The sequence below is a fragment of the Pseudorhodoferax sp. Leaf265 genome, assembly GCF_001422365.1.
Classification (GTDB): Bacteria; Pseudomonadota; Gammaproteobacteria; order Burkholderiales; family Burkholderiaceae_C; genus Pseudorhodoferax.
This window is the reverse complement of record NZ_LMMT01000038.1, coordinates 110,866-136,348: the sequence shown is the minus strand read 5'-3', so window position 1 is coordinate 136,348 and position 25,483 is coordinate 110,866. Positions and strand designations below refer to the sequence as shown.

At 71.1% G+C, this 25,483-nt stretch carries 31 protein-coding genes; 15 read left to right on the top strand and 16 right to left on the bottom strand.

Going from position 1 to position 25,483, the window contains the following annotated elements:
• Window positions 1-16 precede the first annotated feature (16 nt).
• From ASF45_RS27730 to ASF45_RS27720, 3 genes are all read left to right on the top strand, one after another.
• A complete protein-coding gene (locus tag ASF45_RS27730) occupies window positions 17-1,369 on the top strand; it encodes an MFS transporter (protein WP_056671271.1) in 1,353 nt (450 codons plus the stop codon).
• A gap of 89 nt (window positions 1,370-1,458) precedes the next feature.
• Window positions 1,459-2,169: a response regulator transcription factor gene (locus ASF45_RS27725; protein ID WP_056671269.1), complete on the top strand. Its 711-nt coding sequence runs from the start codon at window positions 1,459-1,461 to the stop codon at window positions 2,167-2,169.
• Window positions 2,144-3,436, top strand: coding sequence for a HAMP domain-containing sensor histidine kinase (locus tag ASF45_RS27720; RefSeq protein WP_156473208.1), 1,293 nt, complete (start codon window positions 2,144-2,146; stop codon window positions 3,434-3,436). The genes ASF45_RS27725 and ASF45_RS27720 overlap by 26 nt, the downstream gene beginning before the upstream one ends.
• A 28-nt stretch (window positions 3,437-3,464) precedes the next feature.
• Here the strand turns inward: ASF45_RS27720 and ASF45_RS27715 are convergent, their stop codons facing one another.
• On the bottom strand, window positions 3,465-4,025 hold the full coding sequence (locus tag ASF45_RS27715) for an XRE family transcriptional regulator (protein WP_056671265.1): 561 nt from the start codon (window positions 4,023-4,025) through the stop codon (window positions 3,465-3,467).
• A 107-nt stretch (window positions 4,026-4,132) separates the two neighbouring features.
• On the opposite strand from ASF45_RS27715, the gene ASF45_RS27710 reads away from it, so the two are divergent.
• Entirely contained in the window at window positions 4,133-4,666 is a 534-nt protein-coding gene (locus ASF45_RS27710; RefSeq protein ID WP_056671263.1) for a GNAT family N-acetyltransferase, read from the top strand.
• Between the two features lie 111 nt (window positions 4,667-4,777).
• Window positions 4,778-4,924 (top strand): hypothetical protein, encoded by a 147-nt coding sequence (locus ASF45_RS35905; protein WP_162244064.1) that lies wholly within the window; start codon window positions 4,778-4,780, stop codon window positions 4,922-4,924.
• A gap of 145 nt (window positions 4,925-5,069) precedes the next feature.
• On the opposite strand, the gene ASF45_RS27705 is transcribed toward ASF45_RS35905, so the two are convergent.
• Window positions 5,070-5,381: a hypothetical protein gene (locus ASF45_RS27705; protein ID WP_056671261.1), complete on the bottom strand. Its 312-nt coding sequence runs from the start codon at window positions 5,379-5,381 to the stop codon at window positions 5,070-5,072.
• A 60-nt stretch (window positions 5,382-5,441) separates the two neighbouring features.
• Here ASF45_RS27705 and ASF45_RS36170 point away from each other — a divergent pair, with 60 nt between their 5' ends.
• Window positions 5,442-5,597 carry a hypothetical protein gene (locus ASF45_RS36170; RefSeq protein ID WP_200932226.1) on the top strand — a complete coding sequence of 52 codons (156 nt, stop codon included), beginning with the start codon at window positions 5,442-5,444 and terminating at the stop codon, window positions 5,595-5,597.
• Here ASF45_RS36170 and ASF45_RS27700 read toward each other — a convergent pair whose 3' ends face one another.
• Window positions 5,598-6,083, bottom strand: a complete 486-nt coding sequence (locus ASF45_RS27700) for a VOC family protein (protein WP_056671259.1) — start codon at window positions 6,081-6,083, stop codon at window positions 5,598-5,600.
• A 204-nt stretch (window positions 6,084-6,287) separates the two neighbouring features.
• Here ASF45_RS27700 and ASF45_RS35645 point away from each other — a divergent pair, with 204 nt between their 5' ends.
• Genes ASF45_RS35645 through ASF45_RS27690 form a run of 3 tightly spaced genes read left to right on the top strand, consistent with a single transcriptional unit; the run spans window position 6,288 to window position 8,248 of the window.
• Window positions 6,288-6,464: a hypothetical protein gene (locus ASF45_RS35645; RefSeq protein WP_156473207.1), complete on the top strand. Its 177-nt coding sequence runs from the start codon at window positions 6,288-6,290 to the stop codon at window positions 6,462-6,464.
• Window positions 6,457-7,284 carry an amidohydrolase gene (locus tag ASF45_RS27695; protein ID WP_056671258.1) on the top strand — a complete coding sequence of 276 codons (828 nt, stop codon included), beginning with the start codon at window positions 6,457-6,459 and terminating at the stop codon, window positions 7,282-7,284. The genes ASF45_RS35645 and ASF45_RS27695 overlap by 8 nt, the downstream gene beginning before the upstream one ends.
• Window positions 7,277-8,248, top strand: a complete 972-nt coding sequence (locus tag ASF45_RS27690; protein WP_056671256.1) for a tripartite tricarboxylate transporter substrate binding protein — start codon at window positions 7,277-7,279, stop codon at window positions 8,246-8,248. Before ASF45_RS27695 ends, ASF45_RS27690 begins: the two co-directional genes overlap by 8 nt.
• A 117-nt stretch (window positions 8,249-8,365) precedes the next feature.
• Here ASF45_RS27690 and ASF45_RS27685 read toward each other — a convergent pair whose 3' ends face one another.
• Genes ASF45_RS27685 through ASF45_RS27660 form a run of 6 tightly spaced genes read right to left on the bottom strand, consistent with a single transcriptional unit; the run spans window position 8,366 to window position 12,946 of the window.
• A complete protein-coding gene (locus ASF45_RS27685) occupies window positions 8,366-9,247 on the bottom strand; it encodes a LysR family transcriptional regulator (protein ID WP_056671252.1) in 882 nt (293 codons plus the stop codon).
• Window positions 9,248-9,263: 16 nt separating this feature from the next.
• Complete coding sequence (locus tag ASF45_RS27680; protein ID WP_056671250.1) at window positions 9,264-10,292, bottom strand: nitronate monooxygenase family protein; 1,029 nt, start codon at window positions 10,290-10,292, stop codon at window positions 9,264-9,266.
• A gap of 21 nt (window positions 10,293-10,313) precedes the next feature.
• Window positions 10,314-11,339 carry a lipopolysaccharide heptosyltransferase II gene (gene waaF, locus ASF45_RS27675; protein WP_082551313.1) on the bottom strand — a complete coding sequence of 342 codons (1,026 nt, stop codon included), beginning with the start codon at window positions 11,337-11,339 and terminating at the stop codon, window positions 10,314-10,316.
• A complete protein-coding gene (locus tag ASF45_RS27670; protein ID WP_056671248.1) occupies window positions 11,314-11,523 on the bottom strand; it encodes a zinc-finger domain-containing protein in 210 nt (69 codons plus the stop codon). Before ASF45_RS27670 ends, waaF begins: the two co-directional genes overlap by 26 nt.
• Before the next feature lie 5 nt (window positions 11,524-11,528).
• A complete protein-coding gene (locus ASF45_RS27665; RefSeq protein ID WP_056671246.1) occupies window positions 11,529-12,473 on the bottom strand; it encodes a branched-chain amino acid transaminase in 945 nt (314 codons plus the stop codon).
• Window positions 12,474-12,526: 53 nt separating this feature from the next.
• Window positions 12,527-12,946, bottom strand: coding sequence for a hypothetical protein (locus ASF45_RS27660; RefSeq protein ID WP_056671244.1), 420 nt, complete (start codon window positions 12,944-12,946; stop codon window positions 12,527-12,529).
• Between the two features lie 62 nt (window positions 12,947-13,008).
• Here ASF45_RS27660 and ASF45_RS27655 point away from each other — a divergent pair, with 62 nt between their 5' ends.
• The gene (locus ASF45_RS27655; protein ID WP_056671242.1) at window positions 13,009-13,677 is read left to right on the top strand and encodes a glutathione S-transferase family protein; all 669 of its coding nucleotides are present in this window, start codon (window positions 13,009-13,011) and stop codon (window positions 13,675-13,677) included.
• On the opposite strand, the gene radA is transcribed toward ASF45_RS27655, so the two are convergent.
• Window positions 13,674-15,038 carry a DNA repair protein RadA gene (gene radA / locus ASF45_RS27650; protein ID WP_056671240.1) on the bottom strand — a complete coding sequence of 455 codons (1,365 nt, stop codon included), beginning with the start codon at window positions 15,036-15,038 and terminating at the stop codon, window positions 13,674-13,676. The two genes, ASF45_RS27655 and radA, sit on opposite strands and share 4 nt — an antisense overlap.
• Window positions 15,039-15,146: 108 nt before the next feature.
• Between radA and ASF45_RS27645 the strand changes: the two genes are divergently transcribed.
• The 4 genes from ASF45_RS27645 to ASF45_RS27630 are packed head-to-tail and all read left to right on the top strand — an operon-like array spanning window position 15,147 to window position 19,897.
• Entirely contained in the window at window positions 15,147-15,992 is an 846-nt protein-coding gene (locus ASF45_RS27645; RefSeq protein WP_056671239.1) for an IclR family transcriptional regulator, read from the top strand.
• A complete protein-coding gene (locus ASF45_RS27640) occupies window positions 15,953-16,942 on the top strand; it encodes a tripartite tricarboxylate transporter substrate binding protein (protein ID WP_056671237.1) in 990 nt (329 codons plus the stop codon). Before ASF45_RS27645 ends, ASF45_RS27640 begins: the two co-directional genes overlap by 40 nt.
• A 7-nt stretch (window positions 16,943-16,949) precedes the next feature.
• Entirely contained in the window at window positions 16,950-18,395 is a 1,446-nt protein-coding gene (locus tag ASF45_RS27635) for an aldehyde dehydrogenase family protein (RefSeq protein WP_082551337.1), read from the top strand.
• Window positions 18,395-19,897: an AMP-binding protein gene (locus ASF45_RS27630; RefSeq protein ID WP_056671233.1), complete on the top strand. Its 1,503-nt coding sequence runs from the start codon at window positions 18,395-18,397 to the stop codon at window positions 19,895-19,897. The genes ASF45_RS27635 and ASF45_RS27630 overlap by 1 nt, the downstream gene beginning before the upstream one ends.
• 10 nt (window positions 19,898-19,907) lie before the next feature.
• On the opposite strand, the gene ASF45_RS27625 is transcribed toward ASF45_RS27630, so the two are convergent.
• The 4 genes from ASF45_RS27625 to ASF45_RS27610 all read right to left on the bottom strand — a co-directional run bounded on the left by ASF45_RS27625 (window position 19,908) and on the right by ASF45_RS27610 (window position 22,891).
• Window positions 19,908-20,855 carry an intradiol ring-cleavage dioxygenase gene (locus tag ASF45_RS27625; RefSeq protein WP_082551312.1) on the bottom strand — a complete coding sequence of 316 codons (948 nt, stop codon included), beginning with the start codon at window positions 20,853-20,855 and terminating at the stop codon, window positions 19,908-19,910.
• Window positions 20,856-20,910: 55 nt separating this feature from the next.
• Window positions 20,911-21,498, bottom strand: a complete 588-nt coding sequence (locus ASF45_RS27620) for an NADPH-dependent FMN reductase (RefSeq protein WP_056671231.1) — start codon at window positions 21,496-21,498, stop codon at window positions 20,911-20,913.
• Window positions 21,499-21,532: 34 nt separating this feature from the next.
• On the bottom strand, window positions 21,533-22,516 hold the full coding sequence (locus ASF45_RS27615; protein ID WP_056671228.1) for a tripartite tricarboxylate transporter substrate binding protein: 984 nt from the start codon (window positions 22,514-22,516) through the stop codon (window positions 21,533-21,535).
• Between the two features lie 63 nt (window positions 22,517-22,579).
• Window positions 22,580-22,891: a Dabb family protein gene (locus ASF45_RS27610; RefSeq protein ID WP_056671226.1), complete on the bottom strand. Its 312-nt coding sequence runs from the start codon at window positions 22,889-22,891 to the stop codon at window positions 22,580-22,582.
• 79 nt (window positions 22,892-22,970) lie between these two features.
• Here ASF45_RS27610 and ASF45_RS27605 point away from each other — a divergent pair, with 79 nt between their 5' ends.
• Window positions 22,971-23,885, top strand: coding sequence for a LysR family transcriptional regulator (locus ASF45_RS27605; protein ID WP_056671224.1), 915 nt, complete (start codon window positions 22,971-22,973; stop codon window positions 23,883-23,885).
• A gap of 21 nt (window positions 23,886-23,906) precedes the next feature.
• Here ASF45_RS27605 and ASF45_RS27600 read toward each other — a convergent pair whose 3' ends face one another.
• A complete protein-coding gene (locus ASF45_RS27600; protein ID WP_056671222.1) occupies window positions 23,907-24,692 on the bottom strand; it encodes an enoyl-CoA hydratase/isomerase family protein in 786 nt (261 codons plus the stop codon).
• Window positions 24,689-25,384, bottom strand: coding sequence for a TetR/AcrR family transcriptional regulator (locus ASF45_RS27595; RefSeq protein WP_056671220.1), 696 nt, complete (start codon window positions 25,382-25,384; stop codon window positions 24,689-24,691). Before ASF45_RS27595 ends, ASF45_RS27600 begins: the two co-directional genes overlap by 4 nt.
• Window positions 25,385-25,483 lie beyond the last annotated feature (99 nt).

The following is a 25,483-nucleotide window of genomic DNA, read 5'->3' as shown; positions in this document are numbered from 1 at the left end:
CACGTATTATTCCCAGATGACATCCCGCCCGGCAAAGCCCGCAGAACTCGAGGTCGCACCGGCCACCACGAAGCCCTCCTGGGGCCAGACCCTGCGCGTCTACCTGGAACCGGCCACGCTGCGCATGCTGGCCCTGGGCTTCTCGGCCGGCCTGCCGCTGCTGCTGGTGCTGGGCACGCTGAGCTTTCGGCTGCGCGGCGCCGGCATCGACCGCACCACCATCGGCTACCTGAGCTGGGTCGGACTGGCCTATGGCTTCAAGTGGGTCTGGGCGCCGCTGGTGGATCGCCTGCCGTTGCCGCTCCTGACGCACTGGCTGGGCCGGCGCCGCAGCTGGCTGCTGCTGTCGCAGGCGCTGGTCGTCGCCGGCCTCGTGGGCATGGCGCTGGCCGACCCGCGCGGCGGGCTGGAGCCGCTGGTCTGGTGCGCGCTGCTGGTGGCCTTCGGCTCGGCCACGCAGGACATCGCGCTGGACGCCTTCCGCATCGAATCGGCCGCCACCGACAAGCAGGCCGCGCTGGCCGCCGCCTACCAGACCGGCTACCGGCTGGCCATGATCTGGGCCGGCGCGGGGGTGCTGTGGATCGTGGCCGGCGCGCGCGTCGAGGCCAGCGGCTACGAGAACCCGGCCTGGACCACGGCCTACCTGGCGATGGCTTCGAGCATGGTGGTCGGCGTGCTGACCGTGCTGCTCTCGCGCGAGCCGGTGCCGCGCGCCTTCCAACCCGCGCGCAGCCCGGGCGAGTGGCTGGAGCAGACGCTGTTCGAGCCCTTCGCCGACTTCTTCCGCCGCTACGGCTGGCAGGCCGCGCAGATCCTCGCGCTGATCGCCGTCTACCGCATCAGCGACGTGGTGATGGGCATCATGGCCAACCCCTTCTACGTGGACATGGGCTTCTCCGAGGCCGAGGTGGCGACCGTGAGCAAGGTCTACGGCGTGGTCATGACGCTGGTGGGCGCCTTCGTCGGCGGCGCGCTGGCCATGCGGCTCGGGGTGCTGCGCGTGCTGATGCTGGGCGCGGTGCTCAGCGCGGCCAGCAACCTGCTGTTCGCCTGGATGGCCGGCCGCGGCCACGATCTCGCGGCGCTCACGCTGGTGGTCTCGGCCGACAACCTGGCCGGCGGCATTGCCTCGGCCGCCTTCATCGCCTACCTGTCGAGCCTGACCAACGTGCAGTACTCGGCCACGCAGTACGCGCTGTTCAGCTCGCTGATGCTGCTCTTGCCCAAGTTCATCGCGGGCTTCTCGGGCCAGTACGTGGACGCCTTCGGCTATGCCAGCTTCTTCACGGGGACGGCCTTGCTGGGCGTGCCCGTGCTGGCGCTGGTCTGGCTGGTGGGCCGGCGCCTTCCCGTCAAGCCGGGCTGACCGCCTTTTACTTAACTTTACGGCCGTGACAACACAGGTCGGCGCGGGCGCCGCACCATGGCGTCTCCCTGCCTGCACAGAAGAAAACCATGAGCACTCCTTTGCTGATGATCGAGGACGACACACGGCTGGCCCAGATGGTGGGCGCCTACCTGGGCCAGTCCGGCTTCGTGGTGGAGCACAAGGCCACGGCCACGGAGGGGCTGGCGCGGCTGCAGCAGCCCGGCGGCCTGCCCGAGCTCGTGATCCTGGACCTGATGCTGCCCGACATGGACGGCCTGGAGGTGTGCCGGCGCATCCGCGCGGCCCAGGGCGAGATGGCGCGCGTGCCGGTACTGATGCTCACGGCGAAGGGCGATCCGCTGGACCGCATCATCGGCCTGGAGCTCGGCGCCGACGACTACCTGCCCAAGCCTTTCGAACCGCGGGAACTGTTGGCGCGCATCCGCGCCGTCCTGCGCCGGCGCAGCGAGGGCGCGCCCGTGGCCAGCCAGGTATTGCGCTTCGGCTCGCTGGAGATCGACCGCGACGCGCGCAGCGTGACCGTGGGCGGCCAGGCCTGCGAGCTGACGGCCTACCAGTTCGACCTGCTGGTCACGCTGGCCGAGCGCGCCGGCCGCGTGCTGAGCCGCGACCAGATCATGGAGGCCGTGCGCGGCCGCGAGCTGGAGGCCTTCGACCGCTCGATCGACGTGCACATGGGCCGCATCCGCGCGGCCATCGAGGCCGACCCCAAGAACCCCAAACGCATCGTGACGGTGCGTGGCGCCGGCTATGTCTTCGCCAAGCAGCAGGACTGAGCGCCCTGGCTCCGAGGCACCGCCGCGGCGCCTGCCCGGCGTGCTGCAGCGCCTGTACGTGCGCATCTGGCTGTCGGTGCTGGCGGCCGTGGCGGTGCTCATGTTGTTGCTGGGCTGGGTCTGGCGCATCACGACCGACCCGCCGGCGCGCACGGTGGTCGTGCAGAACATGGCCGGCGAGGTGATCGGCCAGGGCGCCTGGCGCGGCTGGCGCGACCTGGACGGCCACGTGCCGCCGCATTTCGGCGGCGACAACGAACCGCCCGACCCGGCCACCGTCGCCAAGTACGAAAACTTCAAGAGCGGCCCCGAGTTCCTCGTGCGCATGCAGGACGGGCAGGAGCTCGTGCTGCACATGCCGCGCCCGCCGCGCTCGATGTGGGGCCGCCCGCCGGATGGCTTCTTCTGGGTGCTGGGCATGGTGGGCATCGGCTGCGCGCTGGTCATGTACCCGGTGGCGCGCCGGCTCACGCGCCGGCTCGAACGGCTGCAGAGCGGCGTGGAGCGCTGGGGCGCGGGCGACCTGTCGGTGCGCGTGGCGGTGCGCGGCGACGACGAGGTCGGCTTCCTGGCGCAGCGCTTCAACAGCGCGGCCGAGCGCATCGAGCAGCTCATGCGCGCGCAGAAGTCGCTGCTGGCCAATGCCTCGCATGAGTTGCGCTCGCCGCTGGCGCGCATCCGCATGGGGCTGGAACTCATGGGCACGGCTCCCACGCCCGAGATCCGCGACGAGATCAGCCGCAACATCGCCGAGCTCGACCAGCTCATCGACGAGATCCTGCTGGCCAGCCGGCTCGACGCGCGCGAGGCCGACATGGGCACCGTCGAGGAGGTGGACTGGACCGGCCTCACGGCCGAGGAATGCGCGCGGCTGGACGTGGCCTTCGAAGCCGGTGCCGAAGACGGCAGCGATGCCGCGCCCGTGCAGGTGCGCGGCGTGCCCAAGCTGCTGCGCCGCGCCGTGCGCAACCTGCTGGAGAACGCGCGCCGCTACGGCCGCGGCGAGGTCAGCGCGAGCCTGCAGCACGACGGCCGCCAGGCCGTGCTGCGCGTGTTCGACCGCGGGCCCGGCGTGCCACCGGCGCTGCGCGAACGCATCTTCGAGCCCTTCTACCGCCTGCCCGGCGCGAGCGAGAGCAACGGCGGCGTCGGCCTCGGGCTGGCGCTGGTCAAGTCGATTGCCGAGCGCCACGGCGGCTCGGTGCGCTGCGAGGCGCGCGAGGGCGGCGGCGCCTGCTTCGTGATCGCGCTGCCGGACGCGGCCTGATGCAGAGTGGGCCCCCTCTGGCGGCGGCTCAGCGCACGCTCAATGCCGCCACGAGGTAGGTGCAGGGCGCATCGGTCTCGTTGAGAAACTGGCAATCCGTCGGCGGCCCGAGTTCCAGGCAATCCCCGGCCTGCATCGCGTGCCGCACCCGCCCTTCCACGAGCACCAGCTCGCCGGCCACCACCCAGACCAGCTCGCGCAGGAAGGCGTAGGACGAGGCCGGCATGGGCACCTGCGTCCGCGGGGGCAACATGACCTGGACCAGGTCCAGCGGCATGTCCGAGCGCGGCGACACATGGCGACGCACATAGCCCGTGGCGGGGTCGGTCCAGGTCGGCTGGTCGGCACGGCGCAGCAGCCGCCCCTGGGCGATCTCGGCCCGCGCCATCAGCGTGGACATGCTCAGGCCGAAGGCGCCCGCCAGCTTGCCCAGCAGCTTGGCAGTCGGGCTGCTGTCGCCGCGCTCGACCTTGTAGACCATGGCCCGCGACACCGCCGCCCTGGCCGCCAGGTCGGTCAGCGACCAACCGCGCGCCTCGCGCTCCAGCCGGATGCGGGCACCGATGCGTTCATCCAGATCACTTGGCATGCGTGCTACTTTAGTAGACGCAGATGTCCTTTCCTTCGACAGTGCGTCGGCACAATCCAAAATTGGCGTCGCAACATAGTGAACTGGCGGCGCGTTTGGAGAAGCCCATGCAGCCAGCCACCACCATCGTCCAATGCAGCCATGCGCGGCACGCTGCCGCGATCCTGGCCATCTTCAACGAGGCCATCGCCCATTCGACGGCGCTCTACGACTACCGGCCGCGCACACCCGAGAGCATGGCCGGCTGGTTCGAGGCCAAGCGTACGGGTGGCTTCCCGGTCATCGGCGTCGAGGACGCCATCGGCCAGCTGCTCGGCTTTGCCAGCTACGGCACGTTCCGCGCCTGGCCGGCCTACAAGTACACGGTCGAGCATTCGATCTACATCCACCAGGACCACCGCGGCCGCGGCCTGGGCCGCACCCTGCTGCAGCAGCTGACCGACGCGGCGCGCCAGCGCGGCGTGCATGCCATGGTCGGCGGCATCGACGCGGACAACGCCGCCAGCATCGCGCTGCACCGGCGACTGGGCTTCGAACACTGCGGCACGCTGCCGCAGGTCGGCTTCAAGTTCGGGCGCTGGCTCGACCTGGCCTTCTACCAGCTGCTGCTGGACACGCCGGCCGAGCCGGTCGACGGCTGACGCGGACGCAGTGCAGGCAACGCACGCGCCCAGCTCCGTGCTGGTGGTGCTGACCGCCGACGACTGATCGAGGCCTGGCCGCCGCTGTTCGCACGGGGCACGGTCGGACTGTTGGGCGCCGCGGCCGTTCTCTACCGGTTCGTGTGGATGGGCTTCGCAGCGCTCGCGCTGCCTCGGCTCGACGTCGGCGAGGGCGCGCTGCCGACCTGCACCATGCCACTGCGGGCGAACCTGCCGGCCTGGCCGCTGTTGCTGTAGCGGCCGGGCCCGCGGAATCTCGCGGGGTTGCCGCTCGGCTTGGGCGGCGTGGCCGTGCTGGTCGCCGGGCCGGGGCCGTCCACCCTGGGTGAGAAACGGCCCGGCGTCGCCCTGGCGCTGGCGCGGCGTTGAGCGCCGGGGCGCTTCAGGCCTGCAGGAAGGCCGGCTGCGGCCACTCCAGCAGCTCGGCCGTGCGCGCCACGACCCAGTTCGCCTCGGGCGGCTCGACGCCGCTGCCGTCCTGCAGCAGGCCCATCCAGCAGCGGCGAAGCACCTCCTCCTTGGTGAGGTCGTGCCGGTGCTCCAGGCTGGCGCACAGCGTGGTCATCTGGACCGCCATGTCCTCGCACAGGTCGTGGCGCTCTTCCACATGCGCGCGCGTGGCCGTGGGGCGGCCGTTGGCGCTGTACAGCGCCATGAAGGCGGCCGGGATGATGGTCTGGTTCGGGTCTTCCATGGGGCCGCGAGTATGCGCCTGCGAGCTCGCTATATTCGGCGCTTCAATCTGGAGAACAGCATGGCCAAAGGCGAACAGCGCAGCAACAAGATGACCAAGAAACCGAAGAAGGACAGCAGCCCTCCGCCGAGCCTGAGCAGCAGCACCTCGACCCGGCCCACGCCGCCGACCACGACGGTGATGCCCAAGGGCAAGCTCAAGAACAAGCCGGCCTGATCAGGCGGGCCCGCGCCGCGCCGCCTCGATGGCGGCGACGTCGATCTTGCGCATGGTCATCATGGCCTCGAACACGCGCTTGGCCACGGCCGGGTCGGGGTCGGCGAAACCGTCCAGCAGCACGCGCGGGCTGATCTGCCACGACAGACCCCAGCGGTCCTTGCACCAGCCGCACTCGCTCTCCTGGCCGCCGTTGCCGACGATGGCGTTCCAGAGCCGGTCGGTCTCGGCCTGGTCGTCGGTGGCGATCTGGAACGAGAAGGCCTCGCTGTGCTTGAACGCCGGGCCACCGTTCAGGCCCACGCAGGGGATGCCGGCCACGGTGAACTCCACCGTCAGCACGTCGCCCTGCTTGCCCGACGGGTAGTCGCCCGGCGCGCGGTGCACGGCACCGACGGCGCTGTCGGGGAAGGTCTGGGCATAGAAGTTGGCGGCCGCTTCAGCGTCGCCATCGAACCACAGGCAAACGGTGTTCTTGCTCTGCATGGTGTGTGTCTCCTCAAAGCGGCCATCTTGGCACCACCGCCACGCCGCGTTGTCGGAAACCCGCCAACGCCTGCGTCAGCTGGTCCGCACGGCGCGCTTCCATAAGCGTAGCGTATGCAAACGCAACGCAAGAGGGCGTTCTCAGCTGCACAGGGGCTGCCGATACTGCCGCGACCGCGCACCGCGGCGCCCATCGGAGACAGCATGCACACCCTCTATCGCCGCACCCAGGCCGCGGCCCTGCCCACGGCCTTGACGACTTCGCTGGCCTGCACGGCCGCCCTGGCGCAGGGCGCGCGCGCCGCCTTCGTGCCCTTCGTCGATGCAGAGCGCACCCGCCTGAGCGCGGTGGTGGTGGCCTCCGGCCTGCAGCATGCGTGAGCTGGGCGGTGGCGCCATCCGCGCCGTCGACAGCCACGCGCATGTGTTCGCACGCGGTCTGCCGCTGGCGCCGCAGCGCCGCCATGCACCCGACTACGACGCCCTGCTGGCCGACTACCTGGCGCTGCTGGACGCGCACGGCGTGTCGCACGCGGTGCTGGTGCAGCCCAGCTTCCTGGGCACCGACAACCGCTTCCTGCTCGCTGCGCTGCGCGCCGAACCGCGGCGCCTGCGCGGCGTGGCGGTGGTCGATCCCGGCATTGGCGAGTCCGACCTGCAGGCACTGCACCTGGCCGGGATCCGCGGCATCCGCCTGAACCTCGTCGGCCTGCCGCTGCCCGATCTCGGCCAGCCCGATTGGCAGCGCCTGCTGGCCTGCGCGCGCGCGCTGGACTGGCATGTGGAAGTGCACCGCCCCGCGCACGACTTGGCCGGCGCCGCACAGCCGGTGCTGGAGGCCGGCTGCAGGCTGGTGGTCGACCACTTCGGACTGCCGGACGGCCAGGGCGTCAGCGACTGGCTGCTGCGTGCTGCCGCGGGCGGCCGCACCTGGGTCAAGCTCTCGGCCGCCTACCGCAGCTGGACCGATGCCGCACCGGCTTGTGCAGCGGCCGCTGCGCTGCTGCAGGCCTTCGGTCCCGGGCGCCTGCTGTGGGGCAGCGATTGGCCGCACACGCAACACCGCGAGCGCGTGGACTACACCCGCGCCCATGCCGCACTGGCCGACTGGGTGCCCGATGCCGCGGCGCGCCAGCGCATCCTGGTCGACACACCGGCCGAACTCTTTTCATTCGCTTCTGGAGACGAACACCATGCATAAGACGCACTGGACCCGCACCCTGGCCGCTGCGGCCCTGACCCTGGCCAGCGTGGCGGCACAGGCCCAGGCCTGGCCCGCCAAACCCGTCAAGCTGGTCGTGAGCTACCCGCCCGGCGGCACGCTGGACGCCGTCGCCCGCATCATCGCCACGCCGCTGTCGCAGCGGCTCGGCCAGCCGGTGGTGGTGGACAACCGCGCCGGTGCGGGCGGCGCCATCGGCGGCGAGCTCGTGGCCAAGAGTGCGCCCGACGGCTACACCGTGCTGCTCGACGCATCCAACCACGCGCAGAACCCCGCGCTGCGCAGCAAGATGCCGTTCGACACGCTGCGCGACCTGGCGCCGGTGTCGCTGCTGGTCAAGGTGCCCAACGTGCTGGTGGTGAACCCCGCCACCTCCATCAAGACCGTGCAGGACCTCGTCGCCCAGGCCAAGGCCAAGCCGGGCGAGATCAACTTTGCGTCCTCGGGCAACGGCTCGGCGCAACACCTGGCGGCCGAGCAGTTCAGCGCCATGGCCGGCGTGCGCATGACCCACGTGGCCTACAAGGGCGGCGGCCCGGCGCTGACGGACGTGATGGCCGGCCAGGTGCCGGTGTTCTTCGGCAGCCTGGCGTCCAGCCTGGCCTACATCCAGGGCGGCAAGCTGCGCGCCGTGGCCGTCACCGGCAAGGCGCGCGCGGCCGTGCTGCCGCAGCTGCCCACGGTGGCCGAGGCCGGCCTGCCGGGCTACGAGGTCTACGAATGGAACGCGGTGTTCGTGCCGGCCGGCACGCCGGCCGCCGTGACCGAGCGCCTGTCGAAGGAGCTGGCCGCGGTGCTGCAGGAGCCCGAGGTGCGTAAGCGGCTGGAAGCGACGGGGGCCGAGGTCATCGGCTCCACGCCGGCCGAGCTCGACGCCTTCCGCCGCGCCGAACTCGCCAAGTGGAGCAAGCTGGCCAAGGACAACAAGATCCAGCTGGACTGAGCGATCGCCCCTGCGCCGCCACCGCCTCGACCGCGGTGGCGTCGGTCTGCTGCATCGTCGTGGTTGCGTCGAACACGCGCTCGGCGACGGCCGGGTCAGGGTCGGTGAACCGACATCCTAGGAAGCCAGCATCTCGGCGAACAGGTCGGCCAACCCCGGCCGCGAGCGCATGCGCCACAGCGCGGACAACTCGAACCGGGGCAGCGCCGCAACCTCGCGCACCTCGGCGAAGCGAACGCCCTCGTGCTGCAGTGCGCGCACCGAGCTGGGCAGCAGCGACCAGCCCAGGCCCGCGGCCACGCAGGCCAGCACCGTGAGCGTGCGGTTGGCGTCCTGCACCACGCGCACCTCGTGGCCGGCGCTGCGGAATGCGCTCATCAGCCGGGCGCGCAGGGCCGGGATCTGCTGCTCGGGAAACCACACCAGGCCGTGCCGCGCGATGTCGGCCAGCGACACCGGCGCGCCGTCGGCCGGCGCATCGGCCACCGGCAGCGCGGCCACGAAGGTCTCGCTGCCCAGCGGCAGTTCATGCACGCGCGCGTTGACCGACACCGGCGGGTGCAGCAGCGCCACGTCGATGCGCCCACCCTCCAGCGCCGCCACCTGCTCGGCGTTGCTCATCTCGCACAGCACCACGTCCAGCTGCGGGTGCGCGGCGCGCAATCGGCGCAGCGCGCGCGGCAGCACCTCGTAGACGGCGTGCGTGACGAAGCCGATGCGCAGGCGGCCGGCCCGGCCGGCACCGATGGCGCGCGCGCGTTCGGTGGCGGCGTCGCCATGCGCCAGGCTGGCGCGCAGGTCGTCGAGGATGGCCTGGCCGGCTTCGGTCAACGCGGCGCCGCGGCGGCTGCGCTCGAACAGCTTGGCGCCGAGATCGGCCTCCAGCCGGTTCAGCGTCTGCGTCAGCGCGGGTTGGGCCTGGCCCAGGCGCACGGCCGCGCGCGTGAGGCTGCCGGTCTCGGCGATCGCCACCACGCAGCGCATCTGCCGGGTGTCCATGCCCGTGCCTGCGGGCTCAGAGTCCGGCCAGTGCCCGCGTCAGCTTCGCCGCGCTGGGCTCGCCGCAGCCACTGCGGTTCTGGCCCGACCACAGCGAGGTGAAATCGGTCAGGCCCTGCGCCTCGGCCTTGGCCTTCAAGGGGGCCAGCGCCGCCGTCGCGGTCGGGAAGGCCGGCGCATCGGGGCTCAGCGCACCGAGTTCGCGCATGAGGCGGTTGACGATGCCGCGCGCGGGGCGGCCCGTGAACAGCCGCGTGAGTTCGGTCGGCGCCGCCAGGTCGCGCAGCGCGGCGCGGTGCAGGGCGCTGGTCTCGGCCTCGTCGCAGCCCAGGTAGGCCGTGCCCACCTGCACGGCCGCGGCGCCCAGCGCCAGCGCGGCCTGCACGCCGCGCGCATCGGCGATGCCACCGGCCGCGACCACGGGCACCGAGACCGCATCGACGATCTGCGGCAACAGCGCCATGGTGCCGCTCTGCAGGCCCAGGTCTTGCGAGAGGAAGTGGCCCCGGTGGCCGCCGGCCTCCAGGCCCTGGGCGATGACCACGTCGGCCCCGTGCTGCTGCAGCCAGACGGCTTCGGCCACCGTGGTGGCAGAGGACCAGACCTGGGCGCCCCAGGCCTTCACACGCGCCAGCAGCTCGGGCGCCGGCAGGCCGAAATGGAAGCTGACCACGGCCGGCTTGAACTCCTCCAGCACCTCGGCCATGGCGGGCGTGAAGGGCTGGCGGCCGGCACCCGCCGGCACGCCGGCGGGATCGATGCCCAGCTCGGCGTAGTACGGGGCCAGCCGTTCGCGCCAGCGGGCCTCGGCCGCGGCGTCGGGCGCCGGCGGCTGGTGCACGAAGAAGTTGACGTTGTACGGTCCGCGCGCCTGGGCGGCCAGGGCCTGCAGCTCGGTGCGCAGGCCCGTCGCGTCGAACATGGCGCCCGGCAGGGAGCCCAGGCCGCCGGCCGCGCAGACCGTCGCGGCCAGGCGGCTGCGTTGCACGCCGGCCATGGGGGCCTGGATGATGGGCAGTTCCGTGCCCAGGAATGCATGGCGCATGGCCGGTCTCCCGAAAGAAGTTCAGGCGATGGTAGCGAGCACGTCGGCCACACGCGCGGGCCGGATGTCGACCATGCAGCGGTTGTGGCCCAGCGGGCATTCGCGCTGGAAGCAGGGGGCGCAGTCCAGCGGCGGCTGGTAGGCGGTGTCGCGCTTGAGCCAGAGCACGGTGGCGGCATCGCTGAGCGGCGGCGTGTGCTCGGGGCTGGTGGAGCCGTACACCGCGACCTGCGGTGTGCCGAAGGCAGCCGCCACATGCATCAGGCCGGAGTCGTTGCTGACCACGCTGTGGGCCGCGGCGATCAGGCCGAAGGCATCGAGCAGCGCCGTCTTGCCCGCGAGGTTGGTGCAGCGGCCCGGTGCGGCCTGGGCGATCTGCTCGCACAGCGCATGCTCCTTGCCCGAACCCAGCAGCAGCACGGGCAGCGCCAGGCCGGCCGCCAGCTCGGCGTAATGCTGGGGCGGCCAGCGCTTGGACGAACCGAACTCCGCGCCCGGCGCGAACACGTGGAAGCCGCGGCGCGCCAGGCCATGGGCCTGCAGCACCGCGTCGATCTGCGCCGGTGGCAGCAGCAGCCGCGGCCGGTCGGCCTCGGTGCCGCGCTCGCCCGCCAGCGCCGAGTAGAAGCCCACCATGGGCGGACGCTCATCGCGCGGGGGGTTGGGCAGCCGCTGCGTGAGCAGGCCGTAGCGCATCTCGCCGTGGTAGCCGATGCGGCGCCGGATGCCGGCCAGGAAGGGCAGCAGCGCGCTCTTGGCCGAGTTCGGCAGCACGTAGGCGGTGTCGAAGCGCCCGCGCAGCTGGCGCGCCATGGCGCGGCGCGCCTGCCACTGCAGGCCGCCGTGCTGGAACGGGAACTCGATGACCTCGGCCACCTGCGGCATGGCCCGGTAGACCGGCGCCACCCAGGGCAGCGCGCCGACGCTGAGCCGCTCACCGCGTTGGTGCAGCCGCAGCATCAGCGGCTCCGTCATCACCGCATCGCCGATCCACTGCGGCGCGATGACGAGCGAGCGGGTCTTAGTGCCCGGCTCCAAAGTGCTCACCGGCCTTGAGCTGGTAGGTGGTGCCGCAGTACGGGCACTTGGCGGCGCCGGTCTTGGCCACGTCCAGGTAGACCTTGGGGTGGGTGTTCCACAGCTGCATGCCGGCCTTGGGCGCAGGGCAGAACACGCCGCCCTGGGGGTTCAGGTCCTTGGCCAGCAGTTCGATGGTGGCGGTGGTGCTCATGGGGATCAGACTTTGGTGAGCCAGTGGGCGTACTTGGGATTGCGGCCGTTCACGATGTCGAAGAACGCGCTCTGGATCTTCTCGGTGATGGGGCCACGCGAGCCCTTGCCAAGTTCCACGCGGTCGAGTTCGCGGATCGGCGTGACTTCGGCGGCCGTGCCCGTGAAGAAGGCCTCGTCGGCGATGTAGATCTCGTCGCGCGTGATGCGCTTTTGCACGAGCTCGATGCCGAGGTCCTTGCAGATGTGCAGCACGGTGTTGCGCGTGATGCCGTTCAGTGCGCCGGCCGACAGGTCGGGCGTGTAGACCACGCCGTCCTTGACCACGAACACGTTCTCGCCCGCGCCTTCGCTGACGAAGCCCGAGGCGTCCAGCAGCAGGGCCTCGTCGTAGCCGTCGTCCACGGCCTCCATGTTGGCCAGGATCGAGTTGCTGTAGTTGCTGACGGCCTTGGCCTGCGTCATCGTGATGTTGACGTGGTGGCGCGTGTAGCTGGAGGTCTTCACGCGGATGCCGCGCTTCATGCCCTCTTCGCCCAGGTAGGCGCCCCAGGCCCAGGCCGCGACCATGGCGTGGATGGTGTTGCCCTTGGGGCTCACGCCCAGCTTCTGCGAACCGATCCAGACCAGCGGGCGCAGGTAGCAGCTTTCCAGTCGGTTCTCGCGGACGACATCAAGCTGGGCCTGGTTGAACTGCTCCTGGGTGAACGGGATCTGCATGCGCAGGATCTTGGCGCTGTTGAACAGGCGCTGCGTGTGTTCCTGCAGCCGGAAGATGGCCGTGCCGTCCACGGTGTTGTAGGCGCGCACGCCCTCGAAGGCGCCGCAGCCGTAGTGCAGCGTGTGCGTCAGCACATGGATCTTCGCGTCGCGCCAGTCGACCATCTGGCCATCCATCCAGATCTTGCCGTCGCGGTCGGCCATGGAGGGCGCGGGGGGGATGAGACTCATGGTGCGCGAATCCTTTTTGTTGGGAAGCTGCCGTGGGGCAAAAGCGGCGGATTTTACGGCGCGGCCGGCGGCGCCTCGGCCTCGGGCTGCGGCCGCGTCATCTGCCATTGCACGAGCTTGCCGCCCTGGAAGGTGCAATCGACGTAGGAGCCGCCCGCATCGGTCCAGCGGTAGACCTCGGGCTGCTCGTCCTTGGGACTGAGCAGCTGGCCCAGCGCGCGCGTCATGGCCACCACGTGCAGCAGGGTGTGGCCGGGCTTGAGCTTGGCGTTGAGCATGACGGCGCTGCCGACGAAGCCGATCGGCCGGTCGGACGCACGCTTCATGACCTGCATCATCCGGGTGACATGCAGCATGCCCCACATGACCAGTGCGCCGGCCACCAGGGCGATGCCGCCGAAGCCGTAGTTGCGCCAGGCGAAGAACAGGGCGATGAGGCCCAGGGCCGGAATCAGGATCCTCTGGAAATTCATGCTGCGATTGTCGCCCGGCACCGAACGACCCTGGGTAGCATGGGGCGGTGGAGGACGCCGCCATGGCCTTGACCCTGTACTACCACCCCCTGTCCTCGTACTGCTGGAAGGCGCTGATCGCGCTGTACGACAGCGGCACGCCGTTCACGCCGCGCCAGGTCAACCTGGGCAGCGCCGACGACCGCGCCGTGCTGCAGGCGCTGTGGCCGCCCTGCCGCTTCCCGGTGCTGCACGACGGCGACCGCGTGATGCCCGAGTCCACCATCCTGATCGAGTACCTGGCCCAGCAGCAGGCCGGCGCCGCCGGCCTGCTGCCGGCCGAGGCCGATGCACGGCTGCAGGTGCGGCTGTGGGACCGCATCTGCGACAACGACCTGCAGGGCCCGTTGCAGAAGATCGTCGGCGACCGCCTGCGCCAGGAGGCCGAACGCGACCCGAAGGGCGTGGCCGACGCGCGCGCGGCGGTGCAGCGCACCTATCCGCTGTTCGAGCGGCAGCTGGCAGGCCGCACCTGGCTCGCCAGCGAGGGCTTCAGCCTGGCCGACTGCGCAGCGCTGCCGGCGCTGTTCTACACCTTCATCGTGGAGCCGCCGCCCACGGAGCTGGTGCAGCTGCACGCGTACTTCGAGCGGCTGCTGCAACGGCCCGCCGTGCAGCGGGTGTTGCAGCAAGCCAGGCCCTGGTTTCAGTACTTTCCGTTCGTGGACGCGATGCCGGCGCGCTTCCTCTAGGCCTCGCGCAACACCGCCACCGCCTCGTCCACCCGGTCCACCGCGTGGATGGTCAGCCCCTCGATGGGCTTCTTGGGCGCATTGGCCTTGGGCACCACGGCCACCGAGAAGCCCAGCTTGGCCGCCTCGCGCAGCCGCTCCTGGCCGCGCGGCGCGGGCCGCACCTCGCCCGCCAGGCCGACCTCGCCGAAGGCCACGAAGCCCTTGGGCAAGGGCTTGCCGCGCAGGCTGCTCGTGATGGCCAGCAGCACCGCGAGGTCGGCCGCCGGCTCGGCGATGCGCACGCCGCCCACGGCGTTGACGAACACGTCCTGGTCCAGGCAGGCCACGCCCGCGTGGCGGTGCAGCACCGCCAGCAGCATGGCCAGGCGGTCGCGGTCCAGGCCGACCGACAGGCGCCGCGGACTGGGGCCACCGTCGTCCACCAGGGCCTGGATCTCCACCAGCAGGGGCCGCGTGCCCTCCAGCGTGACCAGCACGCAGCTGCCCGGTACCGGCTCGTCATGCTGGCTCAGGAAGATCGCGCTGGGGTTGCTGACGCCCTTCAGGCCCTTCTCGGTCATCGCGAACACGCCGATCTCGTTGACCGCGCCGAAGCGGTTCTTGATCGCACGCACGAGGCGGAAGCTGCTGTGCGTGTCGCCCTCGAAGTACAGCACCGTGTCGACCATGTGCTCCAGCACGCGCGGACCGGCCAGCGCGCCCTCCTTGGTCACGTGGCCGACCAGCACGATGGCCGTGCCGGACGACTTGGCCGCACGCGTGAGGTGGGCCGCGCATTCGCGCACCTGGGCCACCGAGCCGGGTGCTGAGGTCAGCTGCTCGCTGTAGACGGTCTGGATCGAATCGATCACGGCGATGCCGGGCTTGCGCGCGTCCAGCGTGGCGAGGATCTTTTCCAGCTGCGTCTCGGCCAGCACCGGCACCTGGCTGTTGTCCAGCCCGAGGCGGCGCGAGCGCAGCGCGACCTGGGCACCGCTCTCCTCGCCCGTCACGTACAGCGTGGGCATGCCGCTGCGCTGCAGCGCGTCCAGCGCCTGCAGCAGCAGCGTGGACTTGCCGATGCCGGGGTCGCCACCGATCAGCACCACGCCGCCATCGACGATGCCGCCGCCCAGCACACGGTCCAGTTCCTCCTGGCCGGTGGGTGTGCGCGCGACCTCGCTGGCCTCGATGTCGGCCAGCACCTGCAGCTCGGCTGCGGGCGCCAGCGCGGCGAAACGGTTCCTGCCGCTGGCGGCCGGCTGCGCCACGGTCTCCACCAGCGTGTTCCAGGCTTCGCAGTGCGGGCACTTGCCCAGCCACTTGGGGCTGGTGCCGCCGCACTCGCTGCAGGTGTAGATCGACTTGTCTTTGGCCATCGGGCGACTATAGCCAGCGGCCTGTCCCCGCCCACGGCTTGACGGGCCACGGCCCATGGAACTACATTGTTCCAAACTTTCAAACGACGTTCTACATATTAGAACCACATGGACTCCACACTCGCCAAGGGCCTGGCCGTGCTCGAATGGCTCGCACGCGCCGGGCGCGCATGCCGCGTCACCGAAGTGGCCCAGGCCTTCGGCGTGCCGCGCAGCAACGCGCACCGCACGCTGCAGACCCTGGTCGAATGCGGCTGGGCCACGCAGGACGCGGCCACCAGCAGCTACCGCGCCAGCATGAAGCTGTTCGAGCTCGGCGCCCAGGCCGGCGCGGCGGCCGACATCCCGGGCCTGCTGCGCCCGCTGCTGGCCCGGCTGGCCCAGGCCAGTGGGGAGACCATCCACCTGGCGGCGCTGGACGGCGCCGAGATCCTGTACCTGGACAAGTTCGACAGCCCGCTGCCTGTGGCCGCCTACTCGCGCATCGGCGGCCGCGCGCCGGCCTACTGCGTGGCCTCGGGCAAGGCCCTGCTGGCCGTGCAGCAGCCCGATGCCGAGGGCCTGCGCGCGCTGCTGGGGCCGCTCGTGGCCCACACCCCCAAGTCCATCACCGACCACGCAGCGCTGCAGGCCGAGCTGGTGCGCGTGCGCGGGCGCGGCTTCGCCGAGAACCGCGAGGAATGGCGCACCGGCGTGTGCGGCCTGGGCGCGCCGGTGTTCGACGCGCGCGGCCAGGCCGTGGTGGCGGTCGGCATGAGCGTGCCCTCCATCCGTTTTGCGCGCGCGCAGTCGCGCGCCCTCTCCGAGATGCTCCTGGCCTGTGCCCGCGAAGCGAGCCACATGCTGGGCTGCCCGCAGGCGGCAGGGACGCTGCCATTCCAACGTCCGTCAGAGACACACCGGAGACAAACAGCATGGAAACCATCCAACGCGGCCGACGGGCCTGCTGCCTGAACCTGGCCACAGGCGCCGCAGCGGCGCTGCTTCCCTGGGCATCCCGCGCCGAGGGCTACCCGGACAAGCCCGTCAGGTTCCTCGTGCCCTACCCGCCCGGCGGCGGCACCGATGTGATCGCGCGCATCGTGCAGCCGCGTTTCCAGGCCCTGCTGGGCCAGCCCGTGGTGATCGACAACCGCGGCGGCGCGGCCGGGCTGGTCGGCACCGAGCTCGTGGCCAAGGCGCCGGCCGATGGCTACACCGTGCTGTTCACGCTGTCCTCGCACACCATCAATCCGGCCATCTACGCCAAGATCCCGTTCGACACCGCGCGCGACTTCGATCCCGTCGGCACCGTGGCCTCGCTGCCGCAGATCCTGGTGGCCCATCCGCAGTTCGGCGCCGGCACGGTGGCCGAGCTGCTGGCGCTGGCCAAGGCCAAGCCCGGCACGCTGTCGTACGCCACGGTGGGCAACGGCTCGCCGGGCCACCTGGCGGGCGAGCTCATGAAGCTGCGCACCGGCATCCAGATGACGCACATCCCCTACCGCGGCGGCGGCCCGGCCGTCACCGACGTGCTGGGCGGGCAGGTGCCGCTGCTGTGGGTGTCGATCCCGGCCGCGGCCGCGCACGTGAAGGCCGGCAAGCTCAAGGCGCTGGCGGTGTCCACGCGCAAGCGCAGTGCCGCCTTCCCCGACGTGCCGACCATGCAGGAGGCCGGTGTGGCGGACTTCGAGGTCGATTCCTGGTACGCCATGTTCGTGCCGAGCAAGACGCCCAAGGCCGTGGCAGAGAAGCTCAACCGGCTGCTGAACGAGATCGTGCAGGAGCCCGAGATCAAGGCCAGACTGCTGGAACAAGGCAGCGAGGGCGTGGGCGGCACGCCGGCAGCGCTGGCGCAGACGGTGGACAGCGAACTCGGCAAATGGGCCAAACTGGCCCGCGACGCCAGCATCAAGGTGGAATGACATGCAGATGAACGCAGAGAGGAACTCGCCCGCGGCACTTACCGTGGCCGCGCTCGTGGCGCGCGCACGCGCGGCGCAGCAGTTGGCCGAGGGCTACGACCAGCAGCGCGTCGATGAGCTCGTCGCCGCGGCCGGCTGGGCCATCATGGAGCCGGCGCGCAACCGCGCGCTGGCCGAGCTGGCGGTGGCCGACACCGGCATCGGCAACGTGGACGACAAGATCCGCAAGAACCACCGCAAGACGCTGGGCCTGCTGCGCGACCTGCAGGGCGCGCGCTCGGTGGGTGTGATCCACGAGGATGCCGAGAAGGGCATCACCGAGATCGCGCGGCCCGTGGGCGTGGTCTGCGCCGTGACGCCCTCGACCAACCCCGCGGCCACGCCGGCCAACAAGATCATCAACGCGCTCAAGGGCCGCAATGCCGTGATCGCGGCGCCCTCGCCCAAGGGCTGGAGCACCTGCGCGCAACTCATCGCGCACATCCACGCGCAGTTCGACCGCATCGGCGCGCCGCGCGACCTCGTGCAATGCCTGCCGGCGCCGGTCGACAAGGCCTCCACCCACGAACTCATGCGCCAGTGCGACCTGGTCGTGGCCACCGGCTCGCAGGCCAATGTGCGCGCGGCCTACACCTGCGGCACGCCGGCTTTCGGCGTGGGCGCGGGCAACGTGGCCAGCATCGTCGACGAGAGCGCCGATGCGGCACTGGCCGCCGAGCGCATCGTGCTGTCCAAGACCTTCGACAACGCCACCAGCTGCTCGTCCGAGAACAGCCTGGTGGCCGTGGCCGGCGCGGCCGCGCCGCTGCTGGCCGCGCTGCAGGCGCGCGGCGCCGTGCTGCTCGACGCGGCGCGCAAGGCCGAGCTGCAGCAGTTCATGTGGCCCGAGGGCAAGCTGTCGCCGGCCGCCATCGGCCAGTCGGCCGCACGCATCGCCGAGAAGATGGCCACGCGCGAAGGCGCGGGCCGCAGCGCGTGGCAGGCCATCGCCGCCGGCCAGCCGCGCATGCTGGTCGTGGAGGAAGACGGCTTCGGCGACGGCCACCCCTACTCGGGCGAGAAGCTCAGCCCGGTGCTCGCGCTGTACCGCGTGGCCGACTTCGCGCAGGCGGCCGACACCGTCCGCCAGCTCTACGCCTACCAGGGCGCGGGCCACTCGGTGGGCCTGCACACCATGCTGCCCGAGCGCGCGCTGGTGCTGGGCCAGCAGCTGCCGGTGGCGCGCGTGATCCTGAACCAGGCGCACTGCATCGCCACGGGCGGCAGCTTCGACAACGGCCTGCCGTTCTCGCTGTCCATGGGCTGCGGCACCTGGGGCGGCAACAACTTCTCGGACAACATGAACTACCGCCACTACCTCAACATCACGCGCGTGTCGCGGCCCATCCCCGAGCAGGTGCCGAGCGAGCGCGAGATCTTCGGCAGCTTCTTCGACAAGTACGGGGCGGCCTGATGAGCACGCCCGCCCCGCCCGGCACGGTGTTCGCGCTGGTCGAGCACCAGGCGGCCACCCGGCCCGACGCCGTCTACGCGCTGGGCTGCGAGGACGGCCGCAGCGTCGACTTCGCGGCCCTGCGCGCGCACTGCCGCGCCACCTGCGCGCTGCTGGAGCGTGCCGGCGTGGCCGCTGGCGACACCGTGGCCTTCGTCATGCCCAACGGCCTGCAGACCCTGCTGCTGCTGCTGGGCGCCATGTACGGCGGCCGCTGCGTCAACCCGGTCAACCTGCTGTCCCAGCCCGAGCAGATGCGCTATGTGCTGGAGCACTCGGACTGCAAGCTCGTGTTCGTCGCCCCGGACTGGGAGGCACGCGTGCGCGCGCTGCTGGACGGCATCGCGCGGCCGGTCGCGCTGCAGGTGGTCGACCCCGCCGCGGCCGAGATACCCGCGGCCGCCGACGCGGTGGCGCCGCCCGCCCCCGAGGCCACCGCGCTGCTGATGTACACCTCGGGCACGACCGGCCGGCCCAAGGGCGTGATGCTGACGCAGGCCAACCTGGCGGCCAACGCGCAGGCCATCGCCACCGAGCACGGCCTCGGCCCTGCCGACCGCGTGCTGGGTGTGCTGCCGCTGTACCACATCAACGCCTTCGCGGTGACCATGCTGGCCCCGCTCGCGCACGGCGGCAGCGTGGCCATCGCGCCGCGCTTCTCCGCCACCGCGTTCTGGCCGCAGGTGCAGGCGCAGCGCTGCACCTGGATCAACGTGGTGCCGACCATCATCTCCTTCCTGCTCGAAGGCGAGGCGCCGCCTCCCGGCGCCACGGACGGCGTGCGCTTTTGCCGCTCGGCCTCGGCGGCGCTGCCGCCCGAGCACCTGCGCGGCTTCGAGCAGAAGTTCGGCATCGGCGTGATCGAGACCATGGGGCTCACCGAGACGGTGGCACCCGCGTTCTCCAACCCTTTGGCGCCGGCGTTGCGCAAGCTCGGCGCGGTGGGCCGAGCCAGCGGCTGCGAGGCGCGCGTGATCGATGCGGACCTGCAACCGGTGCCCGATGGCAGCAGTGGCGAGATCGCGATCCGCGGGCCCAACGTGATGCGCGGCTACTACAAGAACCCCGAGGCCACGGCCGCGGCCTTCACGCCGGACGGCTGGCTGCGCACGGGCGACCTGGGCCACCGCGAAGCCGACGGCTTCTTCTTCGTCACCGGCCGCATCAAGGAACTGATCATCAAGGGCGGCGAGAACATCGCACCGCGCGAGATCGACGAGGCCCTGCTGCAGCACCCGGCCGTGCTCGAGGCCGCAGCCGTGGGCGTGCCCGACAAGCACTATGGCCAGGAAATCCTGGCCTGCGTGGTGCTGCGCGAGGGCATGGCCTGCGACGAGCCGGCGCTGCGCGCGTTCTGCCTGGACAGGCTGGGCCGCTACAAGACGCCGGCGCAGTTCCGCTTCGTGGCCGAGCTGCCGCGCGGGCCCTCGGGCAAGGTGCAGCGGCTCAAGCTCCTGGACTGAAGCCGCAGGCTCAGCCTGCCGTGATGCGGCCGATCAGTTCCTCGCGCGAGGCCACGCCCACCGCGGGCGCCAGCACGAAGTCCCAGTCCACGCGCCAGAACGGCGCCGCCATGCCGTAGCGCAGCGCCTCGTCGGCGTCGTCCACCTTCTGGAAGTCGGCGACCAGCTCGCGCTTGACGCCGAACACCGCGTCCTCGCCCAGGTAGGGGCAGTCGGGCGTGAAGATGTGCGTGATGACCGGCTGGTGGCCGGGCGCCGTGACGATGAAGTGCAAATGCGCCGCGCGGTTCGGGTGGCGGCCCAGCCGGCCGAGCAGCTGTCCGACCGGCCCGTCCGAGGGAATGGGGTAGTGGCGCGGCTTGACCGACTTGAACCAGTAGCGGCCGTCGGCATCGGCCTCGAACACGCCGCGCAGGTTGCCCTCGGGCTGGATGCCCTGCTGCTGCACGTCGTAGTAGCCGTCGTCGTTGGTCTGCCACACGTCCAGCATGGCGCCGGCCACGGGCCGGCCGGCGGTGTCCACCACCCGGCCGCGCACCACCATCGGCTCGCCCTTGCCATCGCGGCAGATGTCGGCGCCCAGCGGGTGGCGCGGCGCACCGTCCACGAAGAAGGGGCCCAGGATGGTGTTGGGCGTGGCGCCGCTGGGCCGCCGGTTGTTGATGGAATCGACCAGCATCGACACGCCCAGCACGTCCGACAGCAGGATGTACTCCTGCCGCCAGGCGTTGCACATCTGGCCCGTGGCGGTCAGGAACTGGATGGCGGCCAGCCACTCCTCGTGCGTGGGCTCGATCTCCTTGACGGCCGCGTGCAGGTGCCGGACCAGGGTGCCCATCACCTGCTTGAGGCGCGGCGAGATGTCCTCGCCCATGCGGGCGTTGACGACCTCGGCCGAGCTGTCCTCCTGGAAGTACGGCAGGCCGCCGGGGCCGGTGTCGGGTTGGCGCATGGCCATGGGAGTCTCCTGTTCGTTGAAGTCGCGTGGCACCACGCCCTGCCGGCCTGCGCTGTCAGCTTCGCGCGGCGGGGGTGTCGCCCTGCATTCTCTGCACGGCCTCGGTCCAGCGCGCGAAGGCGGCCATCTGCTGGGTGACGAAGTCCCGCGTGGTCGCGTCCGTGCAGGCGCCGGTCTCGGCGTCGAACTTCGCGGCCGCCCCGCCGATGAAGACCTCGGGCTTGACCAGCGGCATGGCGTTGACGAACAGCAGCACCTTGCGCAGGTCGTACTGCACGCGCGCGCCGCCGAGCGGGCCCGGCGATGCGCTCACGATGGCGACGGGCTTGCCATTGAAGGGCTGGTCCTCGCCGCGGCTCAGCCAGTCGATCAGGTTCTTCAGGCCGCCGGGGATGCTGAAGTTGTACTCGGGTGTGGCGATCAGCACCGCGTCGGCGGCTCGGATGCGCGCGCGCAGCGCCGCCACCGACGCGGGATAGCCGTGCGCCAGTTCGTCCGCGTCGAGGATGGGCACGGCGCGCCAGTCCAGTTCTTCGATGGCCATGTGGGCGGGTGCGACCTCCTGCGCCAGCCGGATCGCGCGGCGGTTGAGGGAGGCACGGCGCAGGCTGCCGCAGAGTGCGACGACGTCGAGGTTCTTCATGGGTGGTGGATGCGTTGGGAGAGGAAGGAGGGGTTCATTCGAGCGTGATGTCGTTGTCCTTGACGACCTTGGCCCAGCGCTTCGATTCTGCGTCGATGACCTGCACGAAATCGGCCGAGCTGCCGCCCACGGCCACCAGGCCCTGTTCGGCCAGGAAGCGGCGGTAGTCGTCGGACGCGGCGATCTGCCGCGACACATTGCCCAGCGCATCGATGACCGCCTGCGGCGTGCCCTTGAGCGCGAACAGGCCGTGCCAGGAATCGCCCTCGAAGCCGGGGAAGGCCTCGGCCACCGTCGGCACCTGCGGCAGCGATTCGAGCCGGTGCGGGCTGGACACCGCGAGCGGCCGGATCTTGCCCGCGCGGATGTGCTGCAACACGTCGGCGATGGGCGAGAAGGCCGTGTCGACCCGCCCGCCGATGAGGTCGGTCACGCCGCCGTCGCGGTAGGGCACATGGTTGAGCTTGAGGCCCGCGCTGTTGGCGAAGTAGGCCATGGACATGTGCGGCACGGTGCCCACGCCGTAGGAGGCGTAGCTCACGTTGCCGGGCCGCGCCTTGGCGTCCTTGATCAGGTCGGCCGCCGTCTTGTAGGGCGACTGGCTGGACACCGAGACCACCAGCGGGATCGACAGCATGCGCGTGATGGGCACGAGGTCCTGCGCCTGGTAGGGCAGCTTCTTGTAGACGAAGGGGTTGATGGTGACCGTGCCGCTCGCGGTGTAGAGCAGCGTGTAGCCGTCCGCGGGCGCGTTGGCCACGGCCTGCGTGCCGACGATGGTCGAGCCGCCGGCCTTGTTCTCCACCACCACGGGCTGCTGCAGCTGTTTGGACACGCGGTCGCCCCAGTAGCGCGCCATCACGTCGGGCGCCGTACCGGCCGGGAAGGGCACGATCACGCGGATGGGCTTGCTGGGGTAGCGGTCCTGTGCAAGCGCGCAGGTGCCGGCCGCGAGCAAAGCCAGGGCGATGGCCGGGCCGTGGAAGAGGCGCAGGGTGGGCAGGGTGGTGGCGGTCATGCTTGTCTCTCGTGTTGTGGCGGTCGGCTGGCGACCGTGTGGCTGAAAAACGGCGTGGCGGGATCAGCGGGCCGCGCCGCTGGCGTAGTCGACCTGGTGGCGCGCGATGCGCATGCCCTCCAGCTCCTGGCGCACGCGCAAGTGCGCGGGGTGGGAGGCGTAGGCGTCCAGCGCCTGCTGCGACTCGAATTCCGAATACAGCACCACGTCGCAGGCGTAGTCGACACGGCTGCAGTCCAGGCCGATCTCCAGGTGCGCCATGCCGGGGATGGCGCCCACCAGGCTCTCGAAGCGGCCCTTGAGGAACAGGGCCGCCTCCTGCCTGGCGGCGGGGGTGTCGCCGCGAACGTCCCACATGACGATGTGCTTGATCATGGGCAGATGGTAGATTCGCGCCGCGCGGCAAAAAAGCCCAACTTTGGGAAATTCTTTCCCGCGAATCGGGAAAATAACCATGGACCGTTTTGCATCGGTGGGCCTGTTCGTGCAGGTCGCGGAGACCGGGAGCCTGACCCGTGCGGCCGAGGCGCTGGGCATGTCGACCTCGGCGGCCAGCCGCCACCTGTTCGCGCTCGAAGAGCACCTGGGCGTGCGGCTGGTGCAGCGCACCACCCGGCGCCTGCAGCTGACCGATGCCGGCACCGAGTTCTACCGGCGCACCCGCTCACTCGTGTCCGACCTGCGCGAGGCCGAGGACGCCGTCACCGAGTCGACCGCCAACCCCACGGGCGTGCTGCGCGTGACCGCCTCGCTCTCGTTCTGCCTGCTGCACATCGCGCCGCTGCTGCCGGAGTTCACGCAGCGCTACCCCGCGGTCTCGGTCGAGGTCGTGGCGGCCAACCGCTACTACGACATCATCGACAACAACATCGACCTGGCCATCCGCACGCGGCAGTTCGAGGCGGACTCCAACATCACCATCCGCCGGCTGGCGGCCACGCGGCGCATCCTGGCCGCGGCGCCCGCCTATCTGGAGCGGCACGGCCGGCCGCGCACGCCCGGCGATCTGGCTGCGCACCGCATGCTGATCTACACCCACGCCGTCGACCCGCACCGCCTGGACTTTCGCCAGGGCGAGGCCCGGGAAGAGGTGGTGGTCAAGCCGCTGCTGGAAGCCAACGACGGCCAGATCGTGGTGCAGGCCGCGCTGTCGGGCATGGGCATCCTGGTGCAGCCCAGGTACATCGTGCAGGAGCATCTGGCCGCCGGCAGGCTGGTGCCGGTGCTGGACGACTGGGACCTGCCGCGCCTGACGATCAACTTCGCCTTCCAGAGCCGGCGGCACCTGCCCTCCAAGGTGCGGCTGTTCATGCAGGCCATGATCGACCGCTTCGAACAGCAGGGCTACGAGAAGCTCTGGACGGCCTGAGCCGCGGACGGTCGGCGGGTTTCAGCGGCCCTGGAAGGCAGGCTTGCTGCGTGCGAAGAAGGCGTCCACGCCGGTGCGGAAATCCTCCGTCGCGGCGCAGACCTGGAAGGCGGCCGATTCCGCATCGAGCTGCTCGGGCAGCGCGCGGTCGAAGCTGGAACGCATGAGCCGGCGCAGCTGTCCCAGCGCCACCGTGGGGCCGTTCGCCAGCCGCTGCGCGAGCGCCATGGCTGCCGCGGGCAGCCCCTCGGCTGGCAGCACCTGGTTGACCAGACCCATGCGCTCCGCCGCCGCCGCATCGAGCATGTCGCCCAGCATGGCGATCTCCAGCGCGCGGCGCAGGCCGACCCAGCGCGGCAGCGCCCAGGAGGCGCCCACGTCGCAGCTGGCACCGATGTTCACGTAGGCCAGGTTGAAGCGCGTGCCCTCGGCCGCGAGCACGAAGTCGGCCTGCAGCATCAGCGACAGGCCGGCGCCGGCCGCCACGCCGTGCACCTGGGCCACCACGGGCGCGTCGATGCCGGCCAGCACCACCAGGGCCTCGTGCAGCGGGCCGATCAAGGCCTTGGCACCGCCCTGCGGATCGGCCTGCAGCACGGCCAGGTCGCCGCCGGCCATGAAGCCCTTGCCGCTGCCGGACAGCAGCACGGCACGCACGCTCCCGTCGGCGGCGATGTCGCGCACGGCGGCGAGGAAGCCCTCGGCCATGGGCACGTCCAGCGCGTTGAGCGCGGCCGGTCGGTTGAAGCGCAGCGTGGCGACCGCGCCTTCGCGGCCGATCAGCAGGGGGGCGTCGTCCTGGGTCATGCGGATGTCTTTCGTGGTGCGCGCCGACGTGGCGCGGAAGTGGGAGGCCGGGGCGCCAGCACGCCGCCCAGCAGCAGCGCGATGCCCTGCTCGGCGATCTGCTCGGGCGCCATGCTGCCGTCGGGGCGGTACCAGCGGCCGATCCAGCTCAGCGCGCCGGCCAGCATGAAGGCCGCCAGCTTGGGGTCGCAGGGCTGCAGCGAACCCTCGGCGATGCCCTCGGCCACGAGCCGGCGGAACTCGTGGTCGATGCCGGCCTTGAGCCGGCGCAATTCCTTCCTGAGCGGCGGCGGCAGCGGGTCTTCGCCGATGCGGATCACGCACTGGCCGAAGTCGTCCATGACGATGGCCGCGTAGCTGCGCATGCAGGCCTGCAGCTGGTCCAGCGCACGGCCGCCCTGCTGGCGCACCTCGGCAATGCCCTGCTGCATCAGGGCCAGCGCGGCGCGCACGCATTCGAGCAGGATGTCGTCCTTGCTCTTGACGTAGTAGTACAGCGTGGGCTTGCTCACATGCAGCCGCTCGGCGATGTCGTCGAGCGAGGTGGCGTGGAAGCCCCGCTCGTTGAACAGCCGCGCCGCCGTCTGCAGCACGGCCTGGCGCTTCTTCTCGCGCTGGTCCACGCGCGTGCCGCCGGCCAGCCAGGGCGAGGCGATGGCCCGGGGGGTGCGGCGGCGCGGCGTGGTGCTCATGGTATTTCCCGATGCCGCGCGTGACAGCTTGTCACGAAGATCGCGCGTTACCGGTGGGTAGGAATTCTACGGACGAGTAGCCCGCCGGCTGCAGGAATA

Excerpts from the sequence above, each read along its gene's own strand:
- ASF45_RS27635 (WP_082551337.1), top strand. The coding sequence starts at position 16,950 with ATGAACGCAGAGAGGAACTCGCCCGCGGCACTTACCGTGGCCGCGCTC.
- ASF45_RS27690 (WP_056671256.1), top strand. The coding sequence starts at position 7,277 with ATGCATAAGACGCACTGGACCCGCACCCTGGCCGCTGCGGCCCTGACC.
- ASF45_RS27610 (WP_056671226.1), bottom strand. The coding sequence starts at position 22,891 with ATGATCAAGCACATCGTCATGTGGGACGTTCGCGGCGACACCCCCGCC.
- ASF45_RS27615 (WP_056671228.1), bottom strand. The coding sequence starts at position 22,516 with ATGACCGCCACCACCCTGCCCACCCTGCGCCTCTTCCACGGCCCGGCC.
- ASF45_RS27605 (WP_056671224.1), top strand. The coding sequence starts at position 22,971 with ATGGACCGTTTTGCATCGGTGGGCCTGTTCGTGCAGGTCGCGGAGACC.
- ASF45_RS27700 (WP_056671259.1), bottom strand. The coding sequence starts at position 6,083 with ATGCAGAGCAAGAACACCGTTTGCCTGTGGTTCGATGGCGACGCTGAA.
- ASF45_RS27655 (WP_056671242.1), top strand. The coding sequence starts at position 13,009 with ATGGCCTTGACCCTGTACTACCACCCCCTGTCCTCGTACTGCTGGAAG.
- ASF45_RS27710 (WP_056671263.1), top strand. The coding sequence starts at position 4,133 with ATGCAGCCAGCCACCACCATCGTCCAATGCAGCCATGCGCGGCACGCT.
- ASF45_RS27685 (WP_056671252.1), bottom strand. The coding sequence starts at position 9,247 with ATGGACACCCGGCAGATGCGCTGCGTGGTGGCGATCGCCGAGACCGGC.
- ASF45_RS27620 (WP_056671231.1), bottom strand. The coding sequence starts at position 21,498 with ATGAAGAACCTCGACGTCGTCGCACTCTGCGGCAGCCTGCGCCGTGCC.
- ASF45_RS27630 (WP_056671233.1), top strand. The coding sequence starts at position 18,395 with ATGAGCACGCCCGCCCCGCCCGGCACGGTGTTCGCGCTGGTCGAGCAC.
- ASF45_RS27730 (WP_056671271.1), top strand. The coding sequence starts at position 17 with ATGACATCCCGCCCGGCAAAGCCCGCAGAACTCGAGGTCGCACCGGCC.
- ASF45_RS27680 (WP_056671250.1), bottom strand. The coding sequence starts at position 10,292 with ATGCGCCATGCATTCCTGGGCACGGAACTGCCCATCATCCAGGCCCCC.
- radA (WP_056671240.1), bottom strand. The coding sequence starts at position 15,038 with ATGGCCAAAGACAAGTCGATCTACACCTGCAGCGAGTGCGGCGGCACC.
- ASF45_RS27665 (WP_056671246.1), bottom strand. The coding sequence starts at position 12,473 with ATGAGTCTCATCCCCCCCGCGCCCTCCATGGCCGACCGCGACGGCAAG.
- ASF45_RS27640 (WP_056671237.1), top strand. The coding sequence starts at position 15,953 with ATGGAAACCATCCAACGCGGCCGACGGGCCTGCTGCCTGAACCTGGCC.
- ASF45_RS27670 (WP_056671248.1), bottom strand. The coding sequence starts at position 11,523 with ATGAGCACCACCGCCACCATCGAACTGCTGGCCAAGGACCTGAACCCC.
- ASF45_RS27715 (WP_056671265.1), bottom strand. The coding sequence starts at position 4,025 with ATGCCAAGTGATCTGGATGAACGCATCGGTGCCCGCATCCGGCTGGAG.
- ASF45_RS27660 (WP_056671244.1), bottom strand. The coding sequence starts at position 12,946 with ATGAATTTCCAGAGGATCCTGATTCCGGCCCTGGGCCTCATCGCCCTG.
- ASF45_RS27625 (WP_082551312.1), bottom strand. The coding sequence starts at position 20,855 with ATGGCCATGCGCCAACCCGACACCGGCCCCGGCGGCCTGCCGTACTTC.
- ASF45_RS27645 (WP_056671239.1), top strand. The coding sequence starts at position 15,147 with ATGGACTCCACACTCGCCAAGGGCCTGGCCGTGCTCGAATGGCTCGCA.
- ASF45_RS27725 (WP_056671269.1), top strand. The coding sequence starts at position 1,459 with ATGAGCACTCCTTTGCTGATGATCGAGGACGACACACGGCTGGCCCAG.
- ASF45_RS27595 (WP_056671220.1), bottom strand. The coding sequence starts at position 25,384 with ATGAGCACCACGCCGCGCCGCCGCACCCCCCGGGCCATCGCCTCGCCC.
- ASF45_RS36170 (WP_200932226.1), top strand. The coding sequence starts at position 5,442 with ATGGCCAAAGGCGAACAGCGCAGCAACAAGATGACCAAGAAACCGAAG.
- ASF45_RS35645 (WP_156473207.1), top strand. The coding sequence starts at position 6,288 with ATGCACACCCTCTATCGCCGCACCCAGGCCGCGGCCCTGCCCACGGCC.
- ASF45_RS27720 (WP_156473208.1), top strand. The coding sequence starts at position 2,144 with ATGTCTTCGCCAAGCAGCAGGACTGAGCGCCCTGGCTCCGAGGCACCG.
- ASF45_RS27695 (WP_056671258.1), top strand. The coding sequence starts at position 6,457 with ATGCGTGAGCTGGGCGGTGGCGCCATCCGCGCCGTCGACAGCCACGCG.
- ASF45_RS27705 (WP_056671261.1), bottom strand. The coding sequence starts at position 5,381 with ATGGAAGACCCGAACCAGACCATCATCCCGGCCGCCTTCATGGCGCTG.
- ASF45_RS27600 (WP_056671222.1), bottom strand. The coding sequence starts at position 24,692 with ATGACCCAGGACGACGCCCCCCTGCTGATCGGCCGCGAAGGCGCGGTC.